General features: G+C 52.6%; 16 protein-coding genes. 1 reads left to right on the top strand and 15 read right to left on the bottom strand.

The features are described 5' to 3' along the window. The 13 genes from BLT02_RS08135 to BLT02_RS08075 all read right to left on the bottom strand — a co-directional run bounded on the left by BLT02_RS08135 (window position 1) and on the right by BLT02_RS08075 (window position 15,293). The gene (locus tag BLT02_RS08135) at window positions 1-1,419 is read right to left on the bottom strand and encodes a lipopolysaccharide biosynthesis protein (protein ID WP_092993549.1); all 1,419 of its coding nucleotides are present in this window, start codon (window positions 1,417-1,419) and stop codon (window positions 1-3) included. A 71-nt stretch (window positions 1,420-1,490) separates the two neighbouring features. After that, window positions 1,491-2,198 (bottom strand): acylneuraminate cytidylyltransferase family protein, encoded by a 708-nt coding sequence (locus tag BLT02_RS08130; RefSeq protein ID WP_092993546.1) that lies wholly within the window; start codon window positions 2,196-2,198, stop codon window positions 1,491-1,493. A 109-nt stretch (window positions 2,199-2,307) separates the two neighbouring features. Further along, on the bottom strand, window positions 2,308-3,453 hold the full coding sequence (gene neuC / locus BLT02_RS08125; RefSeq protein ID WP_092993543.1) for a UDP-N-acetylglucosamine 2-epimerase: 1,146 nt from the start codon (window positions 3,451-3,453) through the stop codon (window positions 2,308-2,310). A gap of 188 nt (window positions 3,454-3,641) precedes the next feature. Beyond that, window positions 3,642-4,664 carry an N-acetylneuraminate synthase family protein gene (locus BLT02_RS08120; protein WP_092993540.1) on the bottom strand — a complete coding sequence of 341 codons (1,023 nt, stop codon included), beginning with the start codon at window positions 4,662-4,664 and terminating at the stop codon, window positions 3,642-3,644. Between the two features lie 257 nt (window positions 4,665-4,921). Further along, complete coding sequence (locus BLT02_RS08115; RefSeq protein ID WP_092993538.1) at window positions 4,922-6,244, bottom strand: nucleotide sugar dehydrogenase; 1,323 nt, start codon at window positions 6,242-6,244, stop codon at window positions 4,922-4,924. A 93-nt stretch (window positions 6,245-6,337) separates the two neighbouring features. Next, window positions 6,338-6,943, bottom strand: coding sequence for an acyltransferase (locus BLT02_RS08110; protein WP_092993535.1), 606 nt, complete (start codon window positions 6,941-6,943; stop codon window positions 6,338-6,340). A gap of 18 nt (window positions 6,944-6,961) precedes the next feature. Continuing rightward, window positions 6,962-8,095 carry a hypothetical protein gene (locus tag BLT02_RS08105; protein ID WP_139187483.1) on the bottom strand — a complete coding sequence of 378 codons (1,134 nt, stop codon included), beginning with the start codon at window positions 8,093-8,095 and terminating at the stop codon, window positions 6,962-6,964. A gap of 102 nt (window positions 8,096-8,197) precedes the next feature. Next, on the bottom strand, window positions 8,198-9,436 hold the full coding sequence (locus BLT02_RS08100; RefSeq protein WP_092993529.1) for a hypothetical protein: 1,239 nt from the start codon (window positions 9,434-9,436) through the stop codon (window positions 8,198-8,200). Window positions 9,437-9,465: 29 nt separating this feature from the next. After that, a complete protein-coding gene (locus BLT02_RS08095; RefSeq protein WP_092993524.1) occupies window positions 9,466-10,464 on the bottom strand; it encodes a glycosyltransferase family 2 protein in 999 nt (332 codons plus the stop codon). A 98-nt stretch (window positions 10,465-10,562) separates the two neighbouring features. Further along, window positions 10,563-11,408 carry an NAD-dependent epimerase/dehydratase family protein gene (locus BLT02_RS08090; RefSeq protein WP_092993521.1) on the bottom strand — a complete coding sequence of 282 codons (846 nt, stop codon included), beginning with the start codon at window positions 11,406-11,408 and terminating at the stop codon, window positions 10,563-10,565. Window positions 11,409-11,448: 40 nt separating this feature from the next. After that, window positions 11,449-12,219: a sugar transferase gene (locus tag BLT02_RS08085; RefSeq protein WP_092993518.1), complete on the bottom strand. Its 771-nt coding sequence runs from the start codon at window positions 12,217-12,219 to the stop codon at window positions 11,449-11,451. Window positions 12,220-12,390: 171 nt separating this feature from the next. Beyond that, on the bottom strand, window positions 12,391-13,062 hold the full coding sequence (locus tag BLT02_RS08080; RefSeq protein WP_092993515.1) for a PIG-L deacetylase family protein: 672 nt from the start codon (window positions 13,060-13,062) through the stop codon (window positions 12,391-12,393). A 263-nt stretch (window positions 13,063-13,325) separates the two neighbouring features. Then, window positions 13,326-15,293, bottom strand: a complete 1,968-nt coding sequence (locus BLT02_RS08075; protein ID WP_092993644.1) for a polysaccharide biosynthesis protein — start codon at window positions 15,291-15,293, stop codon at window positions 13,326-13,328. 664 nt (window positions 15,294-15,957) lie between these two features. On the opposite strand from BLT02_RS08075, the gene BLT02_RS08070 reads away from it, so the two are divergent. Further along, the gene (locus BLT02_RS08070; RefSeq protein WP_092993512.1) at window positions 15,958-17,889 is read left to right on the top strand and encodes an O-antigen ligase family protein; all 1,932 of its coding nucleotides are present in this window, start codon (window positions 15,958-15,960) and stop codon (window positions 17,887-17,889) included. Between the two features lie 263 nt (window positions 17,890-18,152). Here the strand turns inward: BLT02_RS08070 and BLT02_RS08065 are convergent, their stop codons facing one another. Beyond that, window positions 18,153-19,265, bottom strand: a complete 1,113-nt coding sequence (locus BLT02_RS08065) for a glycosyltransferase (RefSeq protein WP_139187481.1) — start codon at window positions 19,263-19,265, stop codon at window positions 18,153-18,155. A gap of 394 nt (window positions 19,266-19,659) precedes the next feature. Continuing rightward, window positions 19,660-20,655 carry a glycosyltransferase family 2 protein gene (locus BLT02_RS08060; protein ID WP_175453745.1) on the bottom strand — a complete coding sequence of 332 codons (996 nt, stop codon included), beginning with the start codon at window positions 20,653-20,655 and terminating at the stop codon, window positions 19,660-19,662. Window positions 20,656-20,732: the final 77 nt, after the last annotated feature.

Here is a 20,732-nt window from a genome sequence, read left to right as displayed (position 1 = left end):
TCAGCGTTTCTTCATGATATTTTTGATAAAATCAAGATTTTTGTAAATAAATGTGCAGCCGCCAACTCCCAGGACGGCAACGATCACGTACCGGATCAGGGGGGTGAGCGAATACATCATGAGTACGGCAAGCATGATGACGAACAGGGCCGCGACGGAACCAAAGACAAATCTGGTGTCATAGGCCTGTACATAGCCGGTCCTCCTGGCGAGGAAGAAGTGGATGATGAGCAGGCACATGTAGCCGAAAAGGGTGGTATAGGCTGCTGCGATATATCCGTACCTCGGGATGAGGATGAAGTTGAGGACTATGTTGATCAGGGCTGCCGCGGCGGTGCCGAAGGCCATGCCGACTGTCTTTTTGGCAAACTGTTCCAGAGCCACGTATAAGTTGTAGAGGAACTGGAAGGCGGCGCCCATGACGACGGGCGGCATTACGTAGAGAGCGCTGGCGTATTTTTTTCCACCCATGATAAAGATCACTTCAGGGCCCAGCAGGAACATGGCCAGGACGATGAGGTAGAATCCGAGGATGTAGTAGTAGGACGCCTTGCGGACGGTCTCAAATTTGCTCTTGTAGATCTGTTCGCTCGACCAGGGGCTCCAGGCGACGTTGGTCGCTGTGCCGAGCATGATCGGGATCATGGCGCAGCTGTAGGCGAGGCTGTAGAAGGCTGTGTCGGAGGCTCCGCAGAACTGTTTGATCATGATCCTGTCAGACTGGTTGAGGATGTATTTGCTCAGCAGGTGGGGGATCATGGGGATGCAGATCAAAAGGGCGTACTTGCACTGGTCCCATCTGACCTGTCTGCCCTTGTACAGGATGTAGATGTAGACGCAGAGGTCGATCAGGAAAACCGTCCCGTAGTGGCCGATGATGCGGCCCGCCAGCTGGTTCTTCATGAGGAGGACCAGGATGAGAGAGACGCCGGTCGCCAGGAGGGCAGAGCCGAAGGACAGGGCTACGTAGGTCTTGTACCTGTAGTTGATCCTGTTTTTGGCCTGGAGCAGGGTCAGGGCCGGCGAAACCATGGTGGTGATAAAGAGGATGTTGATATAGGGCATCTCCATGGAGAAGAACTTTGTGAAAAAGGCGGGGAAGAGCTGGACGATCCCCCAGAGGATGGTCGTCACGACCGTGCCGCAGATCGCCACGGAGGACAGGTAGCCGTCCAGGTTTTCGTAGTCGTATCTCGCCCTGTTGACTGTGGCGTGCATGTCCATGGTCGCCACGATGACAACGATGCCCGCCCAGGCCACAAAGTTACTGAATTCACCGTAGTCGTTGCTGCTCAGCAGCCTGGTAAAGACCGGTGTCGATAAAAATGAGATTCCCTTTGTCATGAAGGAACTCATTGTGTACCAGATTCCTGCCCGGATCACCACTCCGGATTTAACTGATTTTCCTGATTCTGCCATTTCTTCCTGTTTCTGAGATTATTACTGGTTCTGCGATTTTTCCTGATTCAATGCTTTTCCTGATCTGAATATCAGCTGTTCTTTTTCATCAGCCATTCAACGTATTCGAAGTCCTGCATGGAGTCGACGTCTACGGATCTCTCTTTGGGCATGACATACAAAAGGGGAATGTCGCCGATGATGAGCTTCCTGTTTTTGAGCAGGGAGTTCGAAGAGATGTAGAGGGCGCCGTTGCGGATGTACATGGGCTTCATGTCCTGGCGGCGGATGCCTGTGTTGTGTTCTCTGTGCTCCGCTATGCCGGCGTTGTTTTCGCCCATGCGGTAGTAGTTGAAGCCGTTGGCCTTGACGTCTTCGTAGACGGCGATAAGGGAATCGCAGTCGTACTCGTCATACATTTTGATGCCGCCGGTGAGGTCCTCAGCGGTCCTCATGGGGGAGGTGGGCTGGAGGGTGATGACGGCATCGTAGTGCTCTCCTCTCTCTTCGAGGAAGGAGAGGGCGTGGAGGATGACGTCCACGGATTTGACTGTGTCGGCTCCGAGATAGTCAGGCCTCATGAAGGGGACGTCAGCTCCGAAGGTGCGGGAAATTTCCGCAATCTCTTCGCTGTCTGTGGAAACAACAAGGCGGTCGAGGACTCCGTCTTCCATGGATTTAAGGGCGGCCTCGATCGTGTAGGCGATCAGGGGCTTCCCGTTCATGTCTTTGATATTCTTTTTGGGGACTCCCTTGGAGCCGCCGCGGGCGGGGATCACCCCGAGGTATTTTTTGCGCATATTCTGTATGGTCTCCTATATCTATCTCCCGTTACAGGATCACCTGTAATCGGATCTGGTATTCCTATAACCGAATCTCTTATACCGGTGTTCTGCCTGCTGTATGTTTTTAATACATGAGCTTCTTGGAATAGGTCAGTTCGGCGGTCCTGAGGACTTCGGCGATCCTGACTCCGGCGTTGCCGTCTCCGTAGAGGGTGCTCTGGACGCGGGGCAGGGTCTTTCTGAGCGCGATGGCGTCCAGGATCTGCTGCTTGTTGTAGTCGACGTCCGTCACGTTTTCGGCGCGGTCGCGGCCGGACTGGCGGCTGCCGACATTGATGGCAGGCACGCCGAGGTAGGAGCATTCGCGGATGGCCACACTGGAGTTGCCGACGATTCCGTTGCTGTGGTAGAGAAGCTTCAGGAAGTCTCTGGAAGGGATGTCGCGGAAGAACCAGATGTTCTGAGGTTTATATTTTTCTCTGAACATACGGATACCCTTGGAGGTCTCGTCGGAACCGGAGTCGGGGTTGGGCCAGATCCAGTAGGTGGGCTTGCCCAGTTCGTACATGGCTTCCAGGGTCTCGGTGACCTGCTTGCGGGCGAGGCCTCTCTCGTCGGTGACGGGGTGCTGGATGACGATGTAGTAATCCTCGGGAGCGAATCTCTTTTCACCGCTGCCGCCGTATCTCTCGAGGGGATCAAAGTCGAGCTCGGGCATGATGGCTTTTTTAGCCAGGTCGATGGAAGGGCATCCTGTGACAAATACGTTTTTCGGATTTTCGCCCATCTTGATGACTCTCTCCGCGGCCAGTTCGCTGGCGACCAGGTGGAGGTCGGAAAGCTTAGTGATGGCGTGGCGGACTTTTTCATCGATGTTGCCGGTGACTTCACCGCCCTGGATGTGGGCCAGGGGGATGTTGGAATAGGAGGCCGCGATGGCGGTGGCGATGGTCTCATAGCGGTCGGCGATGGTGACGACGACGTCGGGCTTGAGGTCTTCAAAAGCCGTCACGAGCTCGATCATGCCAAGGCCTGTGGTCTTGACCATGGCGACCGGATTTTCACCCTCTACAATACTGAAGATCTTGCGGTTGATCGTGAATCCGTCGTCTTCGATCTGTTTGTAAGCGTCGCCGTAGCGGTTGAGCATGGCGGATGCCGCCACAACGATCTGCAGTTCCATGTCAGGCGAGTTTTTGATGGCGAGCATGGCTCCTTTGATTCTGGAATAACTCGGTCTCGCGGTGATCACTACGCATACTTTCCTCATCTGGTCTCTCCTCGTGCTCATGTGGAATGCCGTCTCCGGCGTCTGTTGTTTCTTTTACCAGTTCTTTTTCAGCTTTTTTCAAACGGTTTTTTCTAAGTCGTTTTTTTAAGACGTTCTTTTCTGTACCGTTTTTTCGGACGGTCTTTTCTCAGCCGTTTTTATTTGAGCTCCCGGCTTATTTCTTTATATCAGTCTACATCTCCGTACTGGATGAAATCATCCGGAGCAAAGTCTTTGTTGACGGTTTTGCCCAGGACGGAATTGACTTCTCTGGCAGGAATGCCGTTGGCGGGCTTTTTGAGGGCCAGCATATCTTTTGTCAGGACGGTACCCTTTGCGATCGGGACCTTCGCGCAGACGCTCTTGGCGAAGATCTGGCTGTTTCTGGACAGCTCGGAGCTGAGATCGTCCTTGTTGACGGGGTTGTTTTTCATTTTTGAAATGAATCTGATCCCGCGGATCATCTCGGCGAATTTGTCATTGGTCAGGGAGGCGGGGACGTCCGGGCCGAAATCATATTTGCTCAGGCAGACGTGGACCTCGATGATCTTGGCTCCCATGGTGACGGCAGCGAGGGAAGGCCACATCTCTCCGGAGTGGTCGGACAGGCCGACGACCGGGTATTTCTGAATAAATTCGTCGAGGACGTTGAGGCCTACTCTTTCGGGCGCGACAGGGTAGTTCGTCGTGCACTGAAGAAGGGCGTATTCCGCGCCGTGGGAAGCGAGCTTTTTCGCGTACGCGTCCACTTCCTCTCTGGTGCTCATGCCCGTAGAGAAGATGATGGGTTTCTTTGTGGAGAGGATGTACTCCAGAAGCCAGGGGTCGCTGACCTCACCCGAGGAGATCTTCCACATGGTCATGCCCATTCTGTCGAGCATCTTCGCGGCGTCGACGGAGAAGGGGGTGCTCAGGAAGATCAGGCCGCGATTCTCAGCGTGCTCCTTGAGGCCGATCCACTGCTCTTCGGTGAACTGCATTCTCTCCCAATAATCGTAGCGGAGGTCGTCTTCATAGCTGAATTTCACGCGCCAGGGCTCCTGCCTGGTGCTCTCCGCAGCGGCGATGTGGGTCTGGAACTTGATCACATCGGCGCCGGCGTCAGCGATGGCGTCGATATAGGCGTGCGCCGCTCCCAGGCTTCCGTCATGGGCCTGTGCGATCTCTCCTATGACCAGGACATCGTTGTCTTTGTTTTTATACCAATCCATGAACTACCTCCTGCCTGAACATACCTGATGTACGTAAATCTGCTTTTCGAGACTAAAACTATAGAACGTAGAACTAATCTTTGTATTAACTACAGTCTGTTGTATTGACTATAATCTTTTTATTGGCCATAGTCTTTGTATTGACTAATGGAATAGGGAAGCATCCTCTGGTCCAACTGTTTACAAGTGGACAGAAGGACCGTCCCCCTGTCTCCACATTTACAAGTGGACAGAAGGACCGTCCCCCTGTCTCCTGATCAGAGTCTCCACCAGCAGAGGCCGGAGTCCTTGAGGTCCTTGATCTTGTAGAGGCCTTTGACGTCAATGAGGACTTTCTCGTTGTCGGGGCCGGCTTTGTAGAGCTTCTTGAGGTCGTCGAGGGTCAGTTCTTTGAATTCGTTGTGGGCAACGGCGACGATGATGCAGTCGGCATCTTTGATCTCGTCCATGCTGTGGAGGGTAACGCCGTATTCTTTCATGGCGTCTCTCTCGGAAGCCCAGGGGTCGACGACTACGGGTTCGATGCTGTAGGTGTCAAGGCGGCGGATGATGTCATTGACCTTGCTGTTTCTGGTATCGGGGCAGTTTTCCTTGAAGGTGAGGCCGAGGATGACGACTTTGCTCTTTCTGGGAGCCTGGCCGGCTTCGATCATCTTTTTGACGGCGGCGTCAGCGACGTAGGTTCCCATGGAGTCGTTGACAATGCGGCCGTTGAGGATGATCTGGCTGTGATAGCCGAGTTTCTCTGCTTCGTAGGTGAAATAGTAGGGGTCTACGCCGATGCAGTGGCCGCCGACGAGTCCGGGTCTGAAGCCGAGGGCGTTCCATTTGGTGTTCATGCCGTCGACAACTTCGTTGGTGTCGATGTCCATGCGGTCAAAGACCATGGCGAGTTCGTTCATGAAGGCGATGTTGATATCGCGCTGGCTGTTCTCGACGACTTTGACTGCCTCGGCGGTGCGGAGGTTGGAGACGGGGTAGGTCCCGACTTCGATGACGAGGTCGTAAACGGCCTTGATGGTCTCCAGGGCTTCCTGGTCGATGCCGGAGACGATCTTGTGGATGTTCTCGAGGCGGTGGACTCTGTCGCCGGGGTTGATTCTCTCGGGGCTGTAGCCGACCTTGAAGTCGGGGCCGCATTTGAGCCCGGATTCTTTCTCGAGGATCGGGATGCAGACGTCTTCGGTGCAGCCGGGATAGACGGTGGATTCATAGACGACGACGGAACCGGGTACCAGATTCCTGCCCACGATCTGGGAGGCGCCGATGACGGGCGTCAGGTCGGGAGTGTGGTCGGTGTTGACGGGTGTGGGAACTGCGACAACATGGAATTTTGCTGTCTTGAGCATGGATTCGTCGGAGGTGAAGTTGACGGTGGTATTTTTGATGACCTCGTCTCCCACTTCGTTGGTGGGATCCTTGCCCTCTTTGTATAATCCGATCTTCTCGGCATTGAGGTCAAAGCCGATAACATTGAGGCCTTTGCCCGCAAAGGCGACTGCGAGGGGCATACCGACGTAGCCGAGGCCTACAACGCTGAGGTTTTCTTTTTTATTGATCAGTGATTCATATAGCTTCATAGTTTTCTCTGTCTCCTTTGATGCGCTCTGTATACTGTTATCTCTGTCTTTCACTGCGACTCTTGTCTTTTATTTTTGCTGTTCTTCTTACGGTCATTCTGCCACCGGCTGGTTTGTTTCCGGCTGGTCTTTCAGCTCTCCTTCGGGAGGATCGAGTTTTTTGATGACCTTGGCGGGGATGCCTCCGACGACGCACCAGCCCTCGGGGAAGCTTTTTGAGACGACGGCTCCCGCCGCCACGATCGTGTGTTTACCGAGGTGGACGCCGGGAAGGATGACCGCGTTGGAGGCGATCCAGCATTCGTCTCCGATGACCACGTCTTTGCCCTCTGTGTGGACGGAGATGTCCATGAGGTCGTGGTTGGAGGAGACGATGGCGACTCCGTTGGCGATCTGTACGCCTTTTCCGATATAGATCTTTGCGTCCATTGCCTGGTAGTAGTTGCCGATCTTGAAAAAGACATTCATTTCATCCGGGTCAAAAATGATGTTTTTCCAGTTCGCGACCTGCATCCTGAAATCCACCGGGAAGGGTACTCCCCGGTTGATGCCGATGATCTTCTGGATAAAGAAATATCTCATGACGTTGCGCCAGCCGTTGCTGTAGCTGCCGGAAAAGTGGCGGCCTTTGAGGTAGGCTTTGTCATAGAAGATATGGCCGATCAGGCGGGCGAATCCGCCTTTAATTGAAAATCCCATAGTTGGTCTCCTGTATGTTTATTTCAGGGTGCCGGGCGAAGTCTCGTCCAGGTACTCCTGAATGAATTTTTCAAATTCTTCCCAGGTCTCGGGCTCGTAGATATGCTCGGGATGGGCATAGGACTCTTTCAGCTGGCTGACGATCTGCAGGAATTCGTCAAGGGCTGATCCGTTGGGAAGGGGGATCAGCTTATACATGAAGAGCAGTCTCGGCTCGCTGTTGTAGAGGAGTTTGGGCGTGAAGACGCCGGTAGATCCCAGGGTGACCAGAAGGCGGCCCTCCATGGAGGTCTTGCTGAGCTGGAGCTCCCACATGTATCCGTCGGTGTCGGTCGCCAGCCCCTCATAGAGTTCGAGTTCTTTTTCTCTGGGATGGATGCGGGCGATCACGTCGTCCTTATATTTTTTGAAGACCTCTGTCATCTTTACGGTGCCGGCCTTTTTCTCGGGATTGCCGGAGACATGTCCCAGCCAGACAACCCTCTGACTGTAGGCGGGGATGTCGTCCGGGATCTCAAAGATCCGGAAGGCGGTCTCCAGGAAGCCCTGTGAAAAATCGGGGAGCTGGAGGATGTTGTCGGTCAGCTCTGTGTGGCAGAGCTCCGTCCGCATGACATACAGGGCTTCGGGATCAGAGACGTCCTTCCCATGGTTTCTGGCTTTGAGCATGGCCAGATAGGGCCCTGAGCGGAGCCGCTTTGTCCAGTTTCCGAAATAGCTGGCCAGGCCGTCGTCCATCATGACGTATTTCGCATCGGGATTGACGGTGCAGAGAGCAGCCACCGGATGGGAAAATGTGCTGGATACAATGCAGTCGAACCTGTTCCTGAGGAAGGCCGCGGACTTGCGGCGGAACTGCTGTCTGAGGAGTCTTTCAGGGAAAAAGGTGTCCCGCGCGATTCCGAACGCTTTTTTCACTTTGTTGTTGTGGCTCTTGTGATCTTCTTCATCGATCAGAAAAACCTTCTCGAAGAGGCCCTCCTGTTTGATCTTTTTCGCGAGCCTGCGGGCGGATGAAAAAACATCCACAATGACCATCACGCCCTTGAAATCCTCAACGTCATCTGCTGAGGGAGCGAGGATCTTGTTGTAATGCATGTTCAGGGCATTGAGCACCTGAAAGGGTGTCGAGCAGTAGTATAAACATCTCATGTTTTTGGCCCTCCTGGGGATCACCGCGATGCTGTTGAGAGCGGTGATGAACATGTTACTGGTTCCGGACTGCTGTCGAGAGCGGCGCCGGACATGTTGCCGTCAGTGGTTCCGGGCTGCTGTCGAGAGCGGTGCCGGACTTGGCAGCTGCCGCGGTTTCGACGGCGGCGCTGACCGCGATACCGGTAGTTTTTTTGGCTGTGCCGCTGTAAACAGGACGGGGAAGAACATGAAGTACATCAGCATGGTCGTTCCCTTTGTGCACCAGAATACGTTGTCAAAGCTGCCCCTGAAGCAGTAGGCTGCCATGCAGATCAGGAACACCCATCTTTTTTTTCTGAGAGCAAAAATGACCGCTCTGATCAGATACAGCACGACAATAATGACCAGAAGGCCGTTGTACATGTGTATGTTGATAAAAGAATTGTGCGCGTTTCCTTCGTAGAGGTTTTCCAGGATCAGGCCTTCCTTGGAGGTTCCGAACAGAACATACCGGATCTGGCCGATCATATTAGTGAAATAGTCTTTCCAGATTATGGCACGCTCCGTGTTGTCCGTGCCGCTCTTAGTAAATTTCTTGGTGATCACGGCGGAAAACCTGCTGAAAACCAGGTAGACCGCAGCCGCAAGGAACAGCAGGATCAGGAGTCTGTAAAGGGCTTTGAGGATCAGGACTGCGGGGCGTTTGTAGCCGCTTCTTTCCCTCCTGGTCTCCACATAGACAAAAATCAGGGCAAAAAGGATCGTCGCTGCTCCGATCCCGCTCCTGCCCTTGGCGAGGAGGCAGATGACCCATACGCAAAAGGCGGGGATGTAGGAGATCTTGTCCCCGTAGGCTTCGCTCACCGCATAGTAGATCACTGTCGGCATGATGATGATCAGCGAAATAAAGTTGTTGCTGTAGCGGGGCAGCACCCTCACATCCAGTCCTGTCGTGACAAACTTGATGGCGAAGTGGACGCAGTAGATATAGACGGAATACAGGAGCCACTTGCGGTTAAATTTCATCTCGATCAGCATGGCCGCCGTGGCTGTGTTGAGGAAGGCACATTCGAGCAGCTTTTTGAGCGTTATATTCCCGATCAGGACAAAGTTCAGGAGTCCTGTCACCATGCAGAGGCAGGCAAAAAGTACGATGTCCATGTTCACGACGGGTGTCTCATTCCGGGCCTTCCAGACGATAAAAATGCCAACGCACAGGGCTGTCGTCATGTAAAAAAGGCCCTGGCGGAAACCTGCCGTCATAATGTACGTCAGCAGAATGGAGACGAAATATAAAAATAGAGCAGGTCCTGCCATCTGGTTCAGGAGGGGCAGGCTGTTTGTTTCACCACGATTCATTTTTTACTCCGTCTCACGCTATAACAATATCAAAGGTCGACCATCTTTTTCGGGAGGTTCGCCAGGATCCAGTATCCTTTGTATCCTGTTGATCTCAGGAAGGTGAGGACACAGCCCATTCTTGTCTTGGGAGAGGCACTGCGTTTGTGGATTTCTTTTGAAATCTCTTTGATTTTTTTCTCGTACTGTACGATCTTGTCCAGGTTTTCGACAGATGCGGGCAGCATGAGCAGGATCCTGATCGTGACCTTGTAGGCATCGGAGCACTTCCTGCGGACATAGTTTTTGTTCCTGTCAGGAGCCTGAGCGTAGTGCCGGCACATGGTCTCTGTCACCGTCAGGTATTCGTCGATGTGTTTGATGCGGGATTCCCGGCTGACGCTCTGTCCGTCCCTTCCGGTCCTGTAGCAGTAGACGGGATCGCCGAGATAGGCAACGCCGCGGACATAGCTGAAGGGGATGGTCGCGTAGATCCGGTCTGTGTAGAGGGTGTGCTCGGGCAGGACGAGGCCGGACTTCCTCAGGACGCTGGTCCTGTAGGTCAGCGACCACATGCCTGCGGGCCTGCTGTGGACCGAGTCGGGCTTCATCAGGGCGCCTTCTTTGTAATTGCGCCATTCCCTGACTCTGGTCAGGGAATCTTTGTCCGGACCCTTGAGGTAATCCGTGACGACCGCATCCGCCTTCGTGTCCCTGAGGTATTCCACGAGCTTTGTCAGGCCTTCCCTGTCGACCCAGTCATCCCCGTCCAGGATCTTAAAAAATCTCCCGGACGCGTTCTGCATGCTGTAATTCTGGACAGAGCCGTATCCGCCGTTTTCCTTGTGGACGGCACGGATGATACCGGGATACTGCTCTTCATATTTTCTGGCGATCTCGAGAGTGCCGTCATTCCCTCCGTCGTCCACGACGAGGACTTCGATCTCGTCCCTGACGTCTGTAATAAGGATCGAGTCGAGGTTTTCCGCAATATAGCTCTCAACATTGTATGCGGCGACAGATATGGTCAAAATCTTTTCCTGGCTCATTGTGTCTCCTGTCTTTCCTGAAGAGGAAGGGCGCTTATATGTTATTTTGTCGTATGTCTTATTGTTTTTATGTTATCACCGTGCAGTTACCGCGGTCATCACTCGCTTTTAAGGGGATAGACGGCCTTGTTGAGGAGGTAAGTCTTCTCGTTTCGGCCAAGGGCCCGTCTGAGGACGACATAACCGCATTTGACCATCCAGCGGGGGATGTGGAGCACGATACGTGCCCTTCCGGCCTCTTTTTCGCTTTTTATATAGTCCGGAGTCCACATGGGACGGTCGTCCTTTATGATACGGACGTTGTTGCGGGGCTCCTGCCCGCACCAGTCCACCATCTCGGCGACGGCCTTGCGGACGTTGAGGACCTCGTACTCCGATCCTTTGCCAATCTGATAGGCGATCCCGGGGTATTTCAGATAGTACCGCTTCTGGATATCCCGTTTGACTTCATCCGTATAAACGGGGCTTAGCCTGTAGATGGAATAATGGCTGAGCTTCCTGCACTCTTTTTCGGCGAGGGCTTTGCTCTTTGCGTAGTTGGAGACGGGGTGGATCCTGGTCTTGCCGGTCACGGGCTTTTTGCCATCAAAGAAGCCGTAGACATCGATCGTGCTGATAAAGAGCACCGGCCTGTCTCCTGCCGCTTCGAATACGTTCTTCGCGCACTCGACGTTGATGTGGTAGTATCTCTCCCAGGACAGGTCGGGTTCCCCGTCTGTATGAGCCAGGGCAGCGAGGTGGATGACGCGGTCAACACCGTTCTCGTCCATGATCCTGCACAGGCCCTCCCGGTCGGCAAGGTCCGCCTTGAAAAAGCTGAGCATTTTGCTGCGGGAGTCTTCCCCCGCGCGGTCGACACCGACCACTTCATATCCTTCCGCGAGAAGCGCGGTCACCAGATGCGACCCGATCATACCCTTCGCGCCGGTAACGAGTATTTTCATCTTTGCTTATTCCTTTTTGGATACTTTTCCGATGACGCATTCAGACTGTTTCCGGCACTTTTCTGCCGGCTTTTTTCATTTCTTTTCTGCCCTCTTTGACCAGCATTTCTCTCACTTCCTCGAGAGCTCTCCGGTCGCCGTCGACTGCATCGATCATTTCTTCCAGAATGAAGACAGGGGGCTTTTTGAGGATCGTGCCCATGATGCACAGGACTGTGTACCAGATGATCTTCATGTCATAGCTGACACTCTGTTTCTCCAGATAGTATCTGTCCAGGGCCAGGCGGGTGGGAGCGACCTTTTCCATGTATTCGTCTTCGTCCTCGATCATGTCTCCGTAGAGGTAGTCGTAGAGGGCGGCGGGGGTCGTCAGACCAGGCTTGATCGCGGCCACGATCGCGTTCTTTCCTCCCCTGGTGACAGGGATCTGGTCAACAGCGGCAGGCCTGGGACCCACGACTGCCATTGTCCCCAGAAAGACATTGAGCAACTGCGGGAGCTCGTCGATCTTGGTGGATCTCATGATCCGGCCAAAGGGGAAGATTCTGTCCTGGTCGGGGCGCAGGCTTTTTTCATCAGCGTTTTTGTCGACGCGCATGGAGCGGAACTTGAACATTTTGAATGTCTTGTTGTCCTTGCCCGCGCGGTTGGCAAAATAAAACACCGGGCCCGGATCGGAGAGTTCTATCCCGATGACGGAGGCAGCAAAAATGGGGCTTGTGAGGACAAGCCCTGCTGCGGAGGCCGCAATATCGAATGTGCGCTTCATGGCCTGGTAGCCTATACCCGGTTTTCTGACTCTTTTTTTCATGTTCCTTACCTCCATGGGCTGCGGGGTCAATTGGGCACAAAGTAGGTATTTGGGCACAAAATGGATACGGCTGATACGCCGAAGATCCATCGATCAGATTGCATAAATGGGATGCATCGATCAAATTCATTGATCAAATCATCAATTAAACCCATTGATCAGAGTCACCGATTAGATCCGGCAGAAAACGGTCTCGAAAGCCTCTGCGTAACAGCAGCCGGCCTGAGCGCCCCGGTAAGCGGCCAGCCCGGTCAGGGCTTCTGCCGACCTGGGATGGGGATAGGGGTGCATCACGCCTGTGTAAGCCTCCAGGGCTTTCAGTTTGATGTCGATGCCTTCTTTCCCAACCTCGACAAACATATTGGGTGTGAAGCGGTTGGAGGAGGAATCAAAGGACCATTCTGTAGAGGTGAGGACCTCCATATAGGAAAACTGTTTCAGGGCGGGCAGATGCTCTTTTCTCTGGAAGAGCCGGGCTGCCGCCTGGCAGGCATAGGAGGTCATGCCGTGATCATTGTTGGTGTCTGTCGGATGGTGGGTGTAAAGGACTTCTGCCCCCCAGTCCCCGATGGCGGCCTCTATGAATTGGACCAGCTGCAGGTGGGGAATGGTGTTCATCTGGATATTGGGGAAGTCGCCCGCATAGCTTTTCTGAACGCCGATGATCTCGAAGGCCTTTGCCTGGTCATCCTGGAGGGTGGCCGACAGGTTGACCCTTGCTGCTGCGTGGTTGACCATCGTGCACACAGCAATCTCATGTCCTTCCTGTGCGAGCTTATGAATCGTTGCGCCTGCTCCCAGTACTTCATCGTCCGGGTGGGCAACTACAAACAGAATTCTCATGTGTTTTCTCCTGACTGATTATTAGTAATTTGTCTGATTATGCTTCTGTTTTCTTTTTGTCCGCCGGAATAATTATTACCGTGTTGCTTTTTGTCCGCCGGAAGGGATCAGATTAATGTTTTGTGTCCGCCGGAGAGGCACCATAGCATAGCAGCTCTTTTTGTCCGCCGGAAGGGATCAGATTAATATTTGTGTCCAGTATTTGTGTCCGCCGGAGAGGAATTAATGCTGATGTTTCAGGAACTCTTAATGTCCTGAGGTCATCAGTTGTCATCCTGCTCGACCAGCTTCTCGTAAGTGGAATCCTTGACAGCTCCGCTGTCCGCTTTTTCAGGATGATAGGTGGATACCATCTCTTCCACCTTGGAACGGATGATGTCCTCTTTGTTGGCGTAGGCGATATTCATCAGGGTGCCGAGATGTTTCAGGAAATCATCTGTCTCAAAGGGGATGGGGCAGCCGATGTGGATCAGGTCGCTGTCCGTCTTTTTCAGGCCTTCCTCGGACATGAGCTTCTCTTCATAGAGCTTCTCGCCGGGGCGCAGGCCGGTGTACTCGACCTTGATATCGATGTCAGGCTTGAAGCCCGAAAGCCTGATCAGGTTTCTGGCCAGGGTGTCGATCTTGACCGGGCTTCCCATGTCGAGGACGAAAATCTCACCGCCATGGGCATAGGTACCCGCGAGCATCACGAGGCTGACCGCCTCGGGAATGGTCATGAAATAGCGGATGATATCAGGGTGGGTCACGGTGACAGGACCGCCCTTTTCGATCTGCTTTTTGAAGATCGGGATGACAGAGCCGTTGCTGCCCAGCACGTTGCCGAAACGGACGGCGACAAATTCCGTCTTTATATCTTTGAAGACCCTTCCTGTGCCGTCCTTATCAGCATCTTCCTTGCCGTAATGGGTGAAGAGCTGGGGGATCTCGGAGGCTTTTCCCTCCTTGATCTTGTGGTCAAAGCTCTGGATGATCATCTCGCACAGGCGCTTGCTGGCACCCATGATGTTAGTGGGATTGACGGCCTTGTCGGTGGAGATCAGGACAAAGCGCTCGCAGCCGTGGACCATGGCCGCATAGGCGGTCTTGTAAGTGCCGATGGCGTTGTTTTTGATCGCCTCACAGGGGCTGTCCTCCATCAGCGGGACATGCTTATGGGCGGCGGCGTGGTAGACGATCTGCGGGTGGTAGTGCTCAAAGAGTTCAAACATCCGCCTGCTGTCGCGGACAGACCCGATCAGGACCTCCAGATCGAGATTCGGATACTTCTCGCGCAGTTCAAGCTGGATCTCATAAGCGTTGTTTTCGTAGACATCAAAAATGATGAGCTGAGCGGGGTCGTGGGCTGCGATCTGGCGGCAGAGCTCACTACCGATGGATCCGCCGCCACCGGTGACGAGAACTCGTTTTCCATTTATAAAGGAAAAGACCTCTTTCATGTCCGCCTTCACAGGCTCACGTCCCAGAAGATCCTCGACCGAGACGTCCTTCATGGCGGAGACTTTGACCTGTCCCAGGATCAACTGGTACATGCCGGGAAGGTTTTTGAGTTCACACCCGGTCTCCTGGCAGATGGCCAGGATGTCGCGGCGCTGGGCTGCGGTGGCGCTGGGGATCGCGATATAGATCTTGTCCACACTGTATCTCTCGACCGCTTCCATGATAGAGTCGCGGCCTCCGACGATCGGGATTCCGTCAATAAAACGTCCCCACTTATTGGGGCTGTCGTCGACGATGCAGACGACCTTCTCCCCGATCTCCTGCGATTCCTTGATGTCCCTCAGGATCATATGCCCCGCGTAACCGGCTCCGATCAGCATGATCCGGTGCCTGGCTGTCTCGCTGGTATTTTTGTCCCTGTTGGTCATCAACAGTACGAACCGGTAGGAGAACCGCACTCCTATGATCAGGATGAACTGCAGGATCGCGCCGAAGAAGTAGTAGGTCATCGGCATGCGGCGGTACATCATCGTGATTCCCACAGTATGGATGACGAACGTGATGACTGAAGCCATACAGATCCTGACCAGCTCTGTGTAGCTGGCGAATCTCCAGACACTCTTGTACAGACGCAGGAACCAGAAGACCAGGAGGGCGGCCACAGTATAGAATGGCGCAAATCCCTTCCAGGGGTTCAGAAAACGTGCCTCGATGGCGCTGAACTGGCAGTCGTGGCGCAGCCACAGGGCGGCCAGATAGGCGATATTGACAGCCACCGCGTCGTAGACCATGAGCAGGAGGCTGATCACCTGCCAGCGCTGGAAATGTTTGTTGTCTGCCCCGAACTCTTCCCTCAAACTGTCCAGACTGCCGGGGTCTGCCTGTGTGTTCTTTTTTTCATTTAAATCATTCATAATTTACTAACCCTGTCCATAAAGTGGAACAATACCGCGGTGCATACCTGCAGGTATACCCGCCGCAATAATCCCTGCTGCGACATTCCGCGGGCCTGCCGTATATTAAATACCGTATAGATAGAAAACAAATATGCAGACATAGCAAAATCGCCGACAGGGTCATCTATCCTATCGGCTGTATTCTCATCTCGCTCACTATTCTATAGGAAAACAGTATTCTATGCCATATTCAAAAATATATGAAAATATCATATTTTTAACTGCCGTAATATAAAAAACTGCCATAGCCAGCGCTATTTACGTCTGCACAGATATGAACATTAAACTACGAATCCCGGTATTTGTCAACGCAGGCAGCGGTTTGACAAAGCTACGATTATTGGCATAAAATGAGGTACATTCCTGTTTTCAATCGTTCCCGGTCAATGTTCCGCTTTGTCCGGGTCAGGTACCTGTCGTACCTGTCTTTTAGAAAACAAGTCAGAATCCGACCCTGGTTGACCTGTGATAGTCAGGAGTATTCCGTTCAGGAGTTATCATGGTAAAACGCTATAAAAAATCCTCTGTTTCCGCTGATCCGGTGCAGGCCGCCTCAGCAGACAGAAGGCTTCTTCTTTTTCTTGAATATGCGATCCTAATTTTTACGGGCTTCTGTATAATCTGGTACTCCCTGTATGTGATCGTGCCCTTTATCAACTTAGTTTCTAAAACCCCTCTGCGGCAGATGATCAGATACCTTCGGTATATCGGTGTCTTTCTGACGGTCGCCAATCTGATTCTGGCCCGCCGGCTGCGCCAGGTGCCGGGTGTTTTCTGCCTGTACGGCATATGTCTGATCGCGGCAGTCTCTTCCCTCGTTCAGCTGGAGTACGGCTACAGGAACAATCTGGTCACGATCGAGTGGATGCTGACCCTGTCCTGCCTGTTTTACGGCGCCCTGTTCCGGGTGAAGAGGCGCAGGCTCCTGGTTTTTGTCACAGTCACCTATATGATTCTTCTGGTCATCTGGAGCGTCGCGAGCTGGCTGTCTCTGGCCCAGTTTGTCCTTCAGATCGGGGAAGACGGTCCCAACTATGCCACTACTCCCTGGCTGGGCGGGGTCGGCTTTGCCCGGCACCGGCTCTTCGGTGTATTCGGGTATCCGGAATACGGATCAGTCACCGGCCTGATGCTCCTCATTATCGGAGCCTATTATTTCATCAGGCTGCGCAGCCGCTTCGTCAGGATTTTTATCGTCCTGTTCAGCCTGCCCTTTTTCCCCTACATTGTCATCAGCGGCTCCCGAAACGCCGCTCTTGCCTTTGGCCTTGTGCTTTTTACCGGCACTCTCCTCTTTTTATGGAAAAACCGGGAACTCGCTTTGCGGCGCAGCCTTCCCTTCTCACTACAGGCGGCCGCAGCTTCGGTGATCATCTTCCTGGTCTTATATATGGGGACCAGACTGATCGCCGCCCATATCCCGCCCCTGTTCTCCGGAACCGGAGGTGATGACACGGCAGAAATAACAACCGGGAAGTCAATATATGACCAGCCAGACAACGATTTGCCGGGCAGGGATCAGTTAATCAATGATCTGGCAACCAATGATCTGGCAATCAAAGGTCTGGTTTCCGGCTCTCCTGCTTCCGGTATTAAGACCGGTTTATCAGGAATGCATTCGCTGGTTGCAGAGTCCCTCGCTCCGGCTGTCGCTTTTAAATCGGACTCTGCTTTTGCATCGGAATCTGCTTTTGCATTGGAATCTGCTTTTGCATCGGACTCTGCTTTTACATCGGACTTTGATCACACATCAAATACCAGCAGAAAAATAAAAAAACCTTCTACAGATAAATCTTCTGGAAAAACTGCTGTAAATATTGCTTTAAAAGAAGGTGAAACTGCTGCGTTTATTTTTGCTGAAAAAGAGGAAGACAAGGAAAAGGAAGCGGCTGGAGAAAAAGCAGAAGACACAGAAAACACCCAGGAGGAAGGTCTCCTCGACCGCAGGTATAAAGGCGGTGAACTTTCCAACGGCAGAAGGGATATCTGGTCAAATTATCTGAGCATGGCCGGAGAGATCGGCCTGATCGGGTTTTCTCCTGAAAACGCAGGGTTTGTCATCCAGAAGATCCATCCTGAGCTCTATATCTGCCGGATCATCAGGAGACACCAGCCGGACCTCTACAAAACAGGGTATGTCTACCACACGCACAGTGGTTACCTGCGCGTTTTCGTTGCTACCGGTTTTCTGGGCCTCGCCCTGCTGATTATCTTTATTGTCCGGTGCGCACATGCTGTATTCAAACAGATCCTGCGGAGCAGATCCCTGTCTCTGGAATTTCTCTTTTCCCTGCTGATAGTCGTGGCCGGAGCCATCACCGCCATGTTTGACAACGAGCTCTTCTTCAATATGAATCCAGAATCCCTCATTTTCTGGGCAGCTCTGGCAATTCTCATTAAAAATGCGCTGACTACCCCAAAAGTGCACTGACTTACTTAAAGAACAAGGACTGTTGACTTACATATCAGGAAAAATCCGGCTCCGGTCGGATTTTTCTTGTAATTAGAGCCAGACTTCCAAGTGAGAGACTCTGGGCATGCGGAGACGGTATGTCGCAAAGCGATATAGCCGCTGTAGGGGAGAAAGGTAACTACTGCCTGTGAGAAATCGCTTTTCTTTTCCGCATTCTGCTACAAGTCAAAAGCAAGGTGCATAGTACAATCTTTTAATTTGAGAACACATTGTACATAATATCAGAACACATATTTTCTTTGTATATAATAACTGATCAGGAACAGGCAGGTGTCGACAACTACTTTTATGAGCACTTCCGGCAGGGCAGGCAGGAGCAGGACTCCTCCCGTCACGAGGAGGGCGCTGAGGCTCATCTGGAAAGCAGCCAGTGCGAGGTATCTTGCGGCGCTGCGGCCGACATGCTCGCTGCTCTGGAAAACAACCTTGTAATTGACGGTAAAGTTGTATGTACAGGACAGGATCCTGGCCAGGACTGTCGCGGCGGCGACATAGGGCACGCGGCTCAGAATGGCCGGCATTTGCAGGATTCCTCTCCGGAAAAGCCGACAGAACAGGGCAAACAGCCCAATGTCTACGACGCTGGAAGAGAGGGAGGCAAAAATAAAGGTGATAAATCTTGCTCCCAGGATTCTGTAGATCCGTATGGAATCTCTCACCGGCCTGAAATGAGTCTGGTGGTTCTCCTTTGAGTCATAGATTGTCTGGATCCCGACCTCCTCGATCGGGTATTTCCCGGCTGATTCCAGAAGCATTCTGGTATCGTATTCAAAACCGTCCCCGGGGACATTCAGAAGCTCTTTCATGAAGCTCCGCGGAATGCCTCGCAGGCCGCACTGGGTATCGCTGATCCTGATCCCCGAGATATAACTTACGACTTTCGCGGTCAGCTTATTGCCAAAGGCGCTTTTCCACGGTACGTCTTCACCGTCAAACCTGCGGACGCCCGCGATCAGGCAGTCCGGCTTTTCCGACAGCCTGCGCATGATCGCCAGGATGTCCTCCACGTGGTGCTGTCCGTCACAATCTGCCGTGACCACACCGATAGCCTCCGGATACTTCTCAAGTACGTGAGCAAAGGCCGTCCTGATTGCCCCCCCTTTTCCTTTATTCTTTTCATGAGTAAGGAGTTCGCCTCCAATCTCCTTCAGGATCTCCTCCGCCTTTTGAAAAACCTCCCGGTAAGCTTCTCCGCTTCCGTCATCGATCAGGATCACATCGTGGATCCCCTTTTCTTTGAATTCCTCAAAAAGCTTCGTCATTCTCTCATCCGGCTCGTAGGCCGGAATGACCAGGGGAATCAAGGCTTTATGCTCTGGATCTTTTTTTCCCATTTTTACTCTTTCATATTCACAGCTGCAGACCTGCAAGATAGACTCTGTTCTGAGAGCTTTCAGCAATGCAGTCACATTAGCTGGCTTTTGAATGCTCTGATGATGTCATATGATATCGCAGGACAGTATTGCAGGACAATATCGCAGACAATACCGCAGGACTGTATCACAAGCCAGTGGCGCAGGACAATATCGCACGCAGGGCTGTTTCACAGGACAATGATTTTAATATCATATCATATGACAATAGTTTTCATGTTGTATCTTAGGACAGAAAATCAGGCATTCTGTGGAAAAAAAATGAACTTCCTGTGATTGTGTTCGGGAGGTTCATTTTTCAGGTTATAGGTCTTTACAGGTTTTATAGGGGTTTATCGGGGTTTACAGGGTTCCCCTATAGTTTTGAATATGCCTTCAGGAAGGGAAGAAAAAGTCCCGCGCTGTGAAGTGTGACGGCCGTCCGGACGATGCCGCGGACCTTCAGGGTCTCTCCATGGGGTCCCATGCGAATCAGCTGAGGATTTTTTTCATAATCAGGAAAATTTTCTTCCAGCCATGCGAAGCAGGAATCGTGCATGTCGCGGAGAATGCTTCGCGGTGTCCCCTTTGCAGTAAAGAGGAGATACCAGACAATGTGCTTGATAAACATGTATTCCAGCAGGTCAGGCTCAAGAGAATTCGGGCGCTTCATGTCCTGCAGGGTCTGAGAGAGCATGGGAAGGGGGTTTCTGTCCAAAGCGTACCGGCTCATATTATGGTGGGATTCCGAGGAGGCCCGGTAGGTCCATCCGTAGCCGATATAAGGCGTGACGTGGACTTTTGTACAGCAGCTCATATAGACTACGTTGAAATAGAAATCCTCGCTGATCCGGGTCTGCATGAAGCGGAGTTTGTTCTGCTCAATGATCTCTCTTCTGTATACTCTTCCCCAAGGGGCTGAATTGCGGTACTTGTGCCAGGGTGTGCCTGTGTCATACTGCCATTTTTCCAGGATACGTCCGTTCTTTTCATCGACCAGCAGGTGGCCGCCGATCACCATGTCCGCTTTTTCCTGCTCCAGTGTCGTGACCAGGGATTCCACACAGTCCTTTTTCATGCGGTCATCCTGGTCCATAAACAGGATATAGTCCCCGGTCGCAAGATCAAGGCCGCGGTTTCGCGTGGCGCAGATGCCCGCGTTGGGCTGAGTGAAAACGCGCATGGAAATGTTGTGTGCCGGGGCAGACGCGGCAAGCTTATTCAGAAGCTTCAAAGAGCCGTCTGCCGAACCGTCATCAATAGTAATCAGTTCAATATCCTCGTAAGTCTGGCGGAAGATATCGCGGACTGACCGCGCAAGGAACTGTTCCCCGTTGTAGACAGGAATAATGATTGTGGCTTTTTTACTCATTCTTCTCCCTGATAACATTAATTCACCTGATACCGTTAATTCACTTGAAGTCGTTAACTCAATTGATATCGTCAGCT

It is taken from the genome of Sarcina sp. DSM 11001 (genome assembly GCF_900101015.1).
GTDB lineage: Bacteria > Bacillota > Clostridia > Lachnospirales > Lachnospiraceae > CAG-791.
The sequence above is the reverse complement of the archived record's forward strand: the minus strand, read 5'-3'. Positions and strand labels throughout refer to the sequence as shown.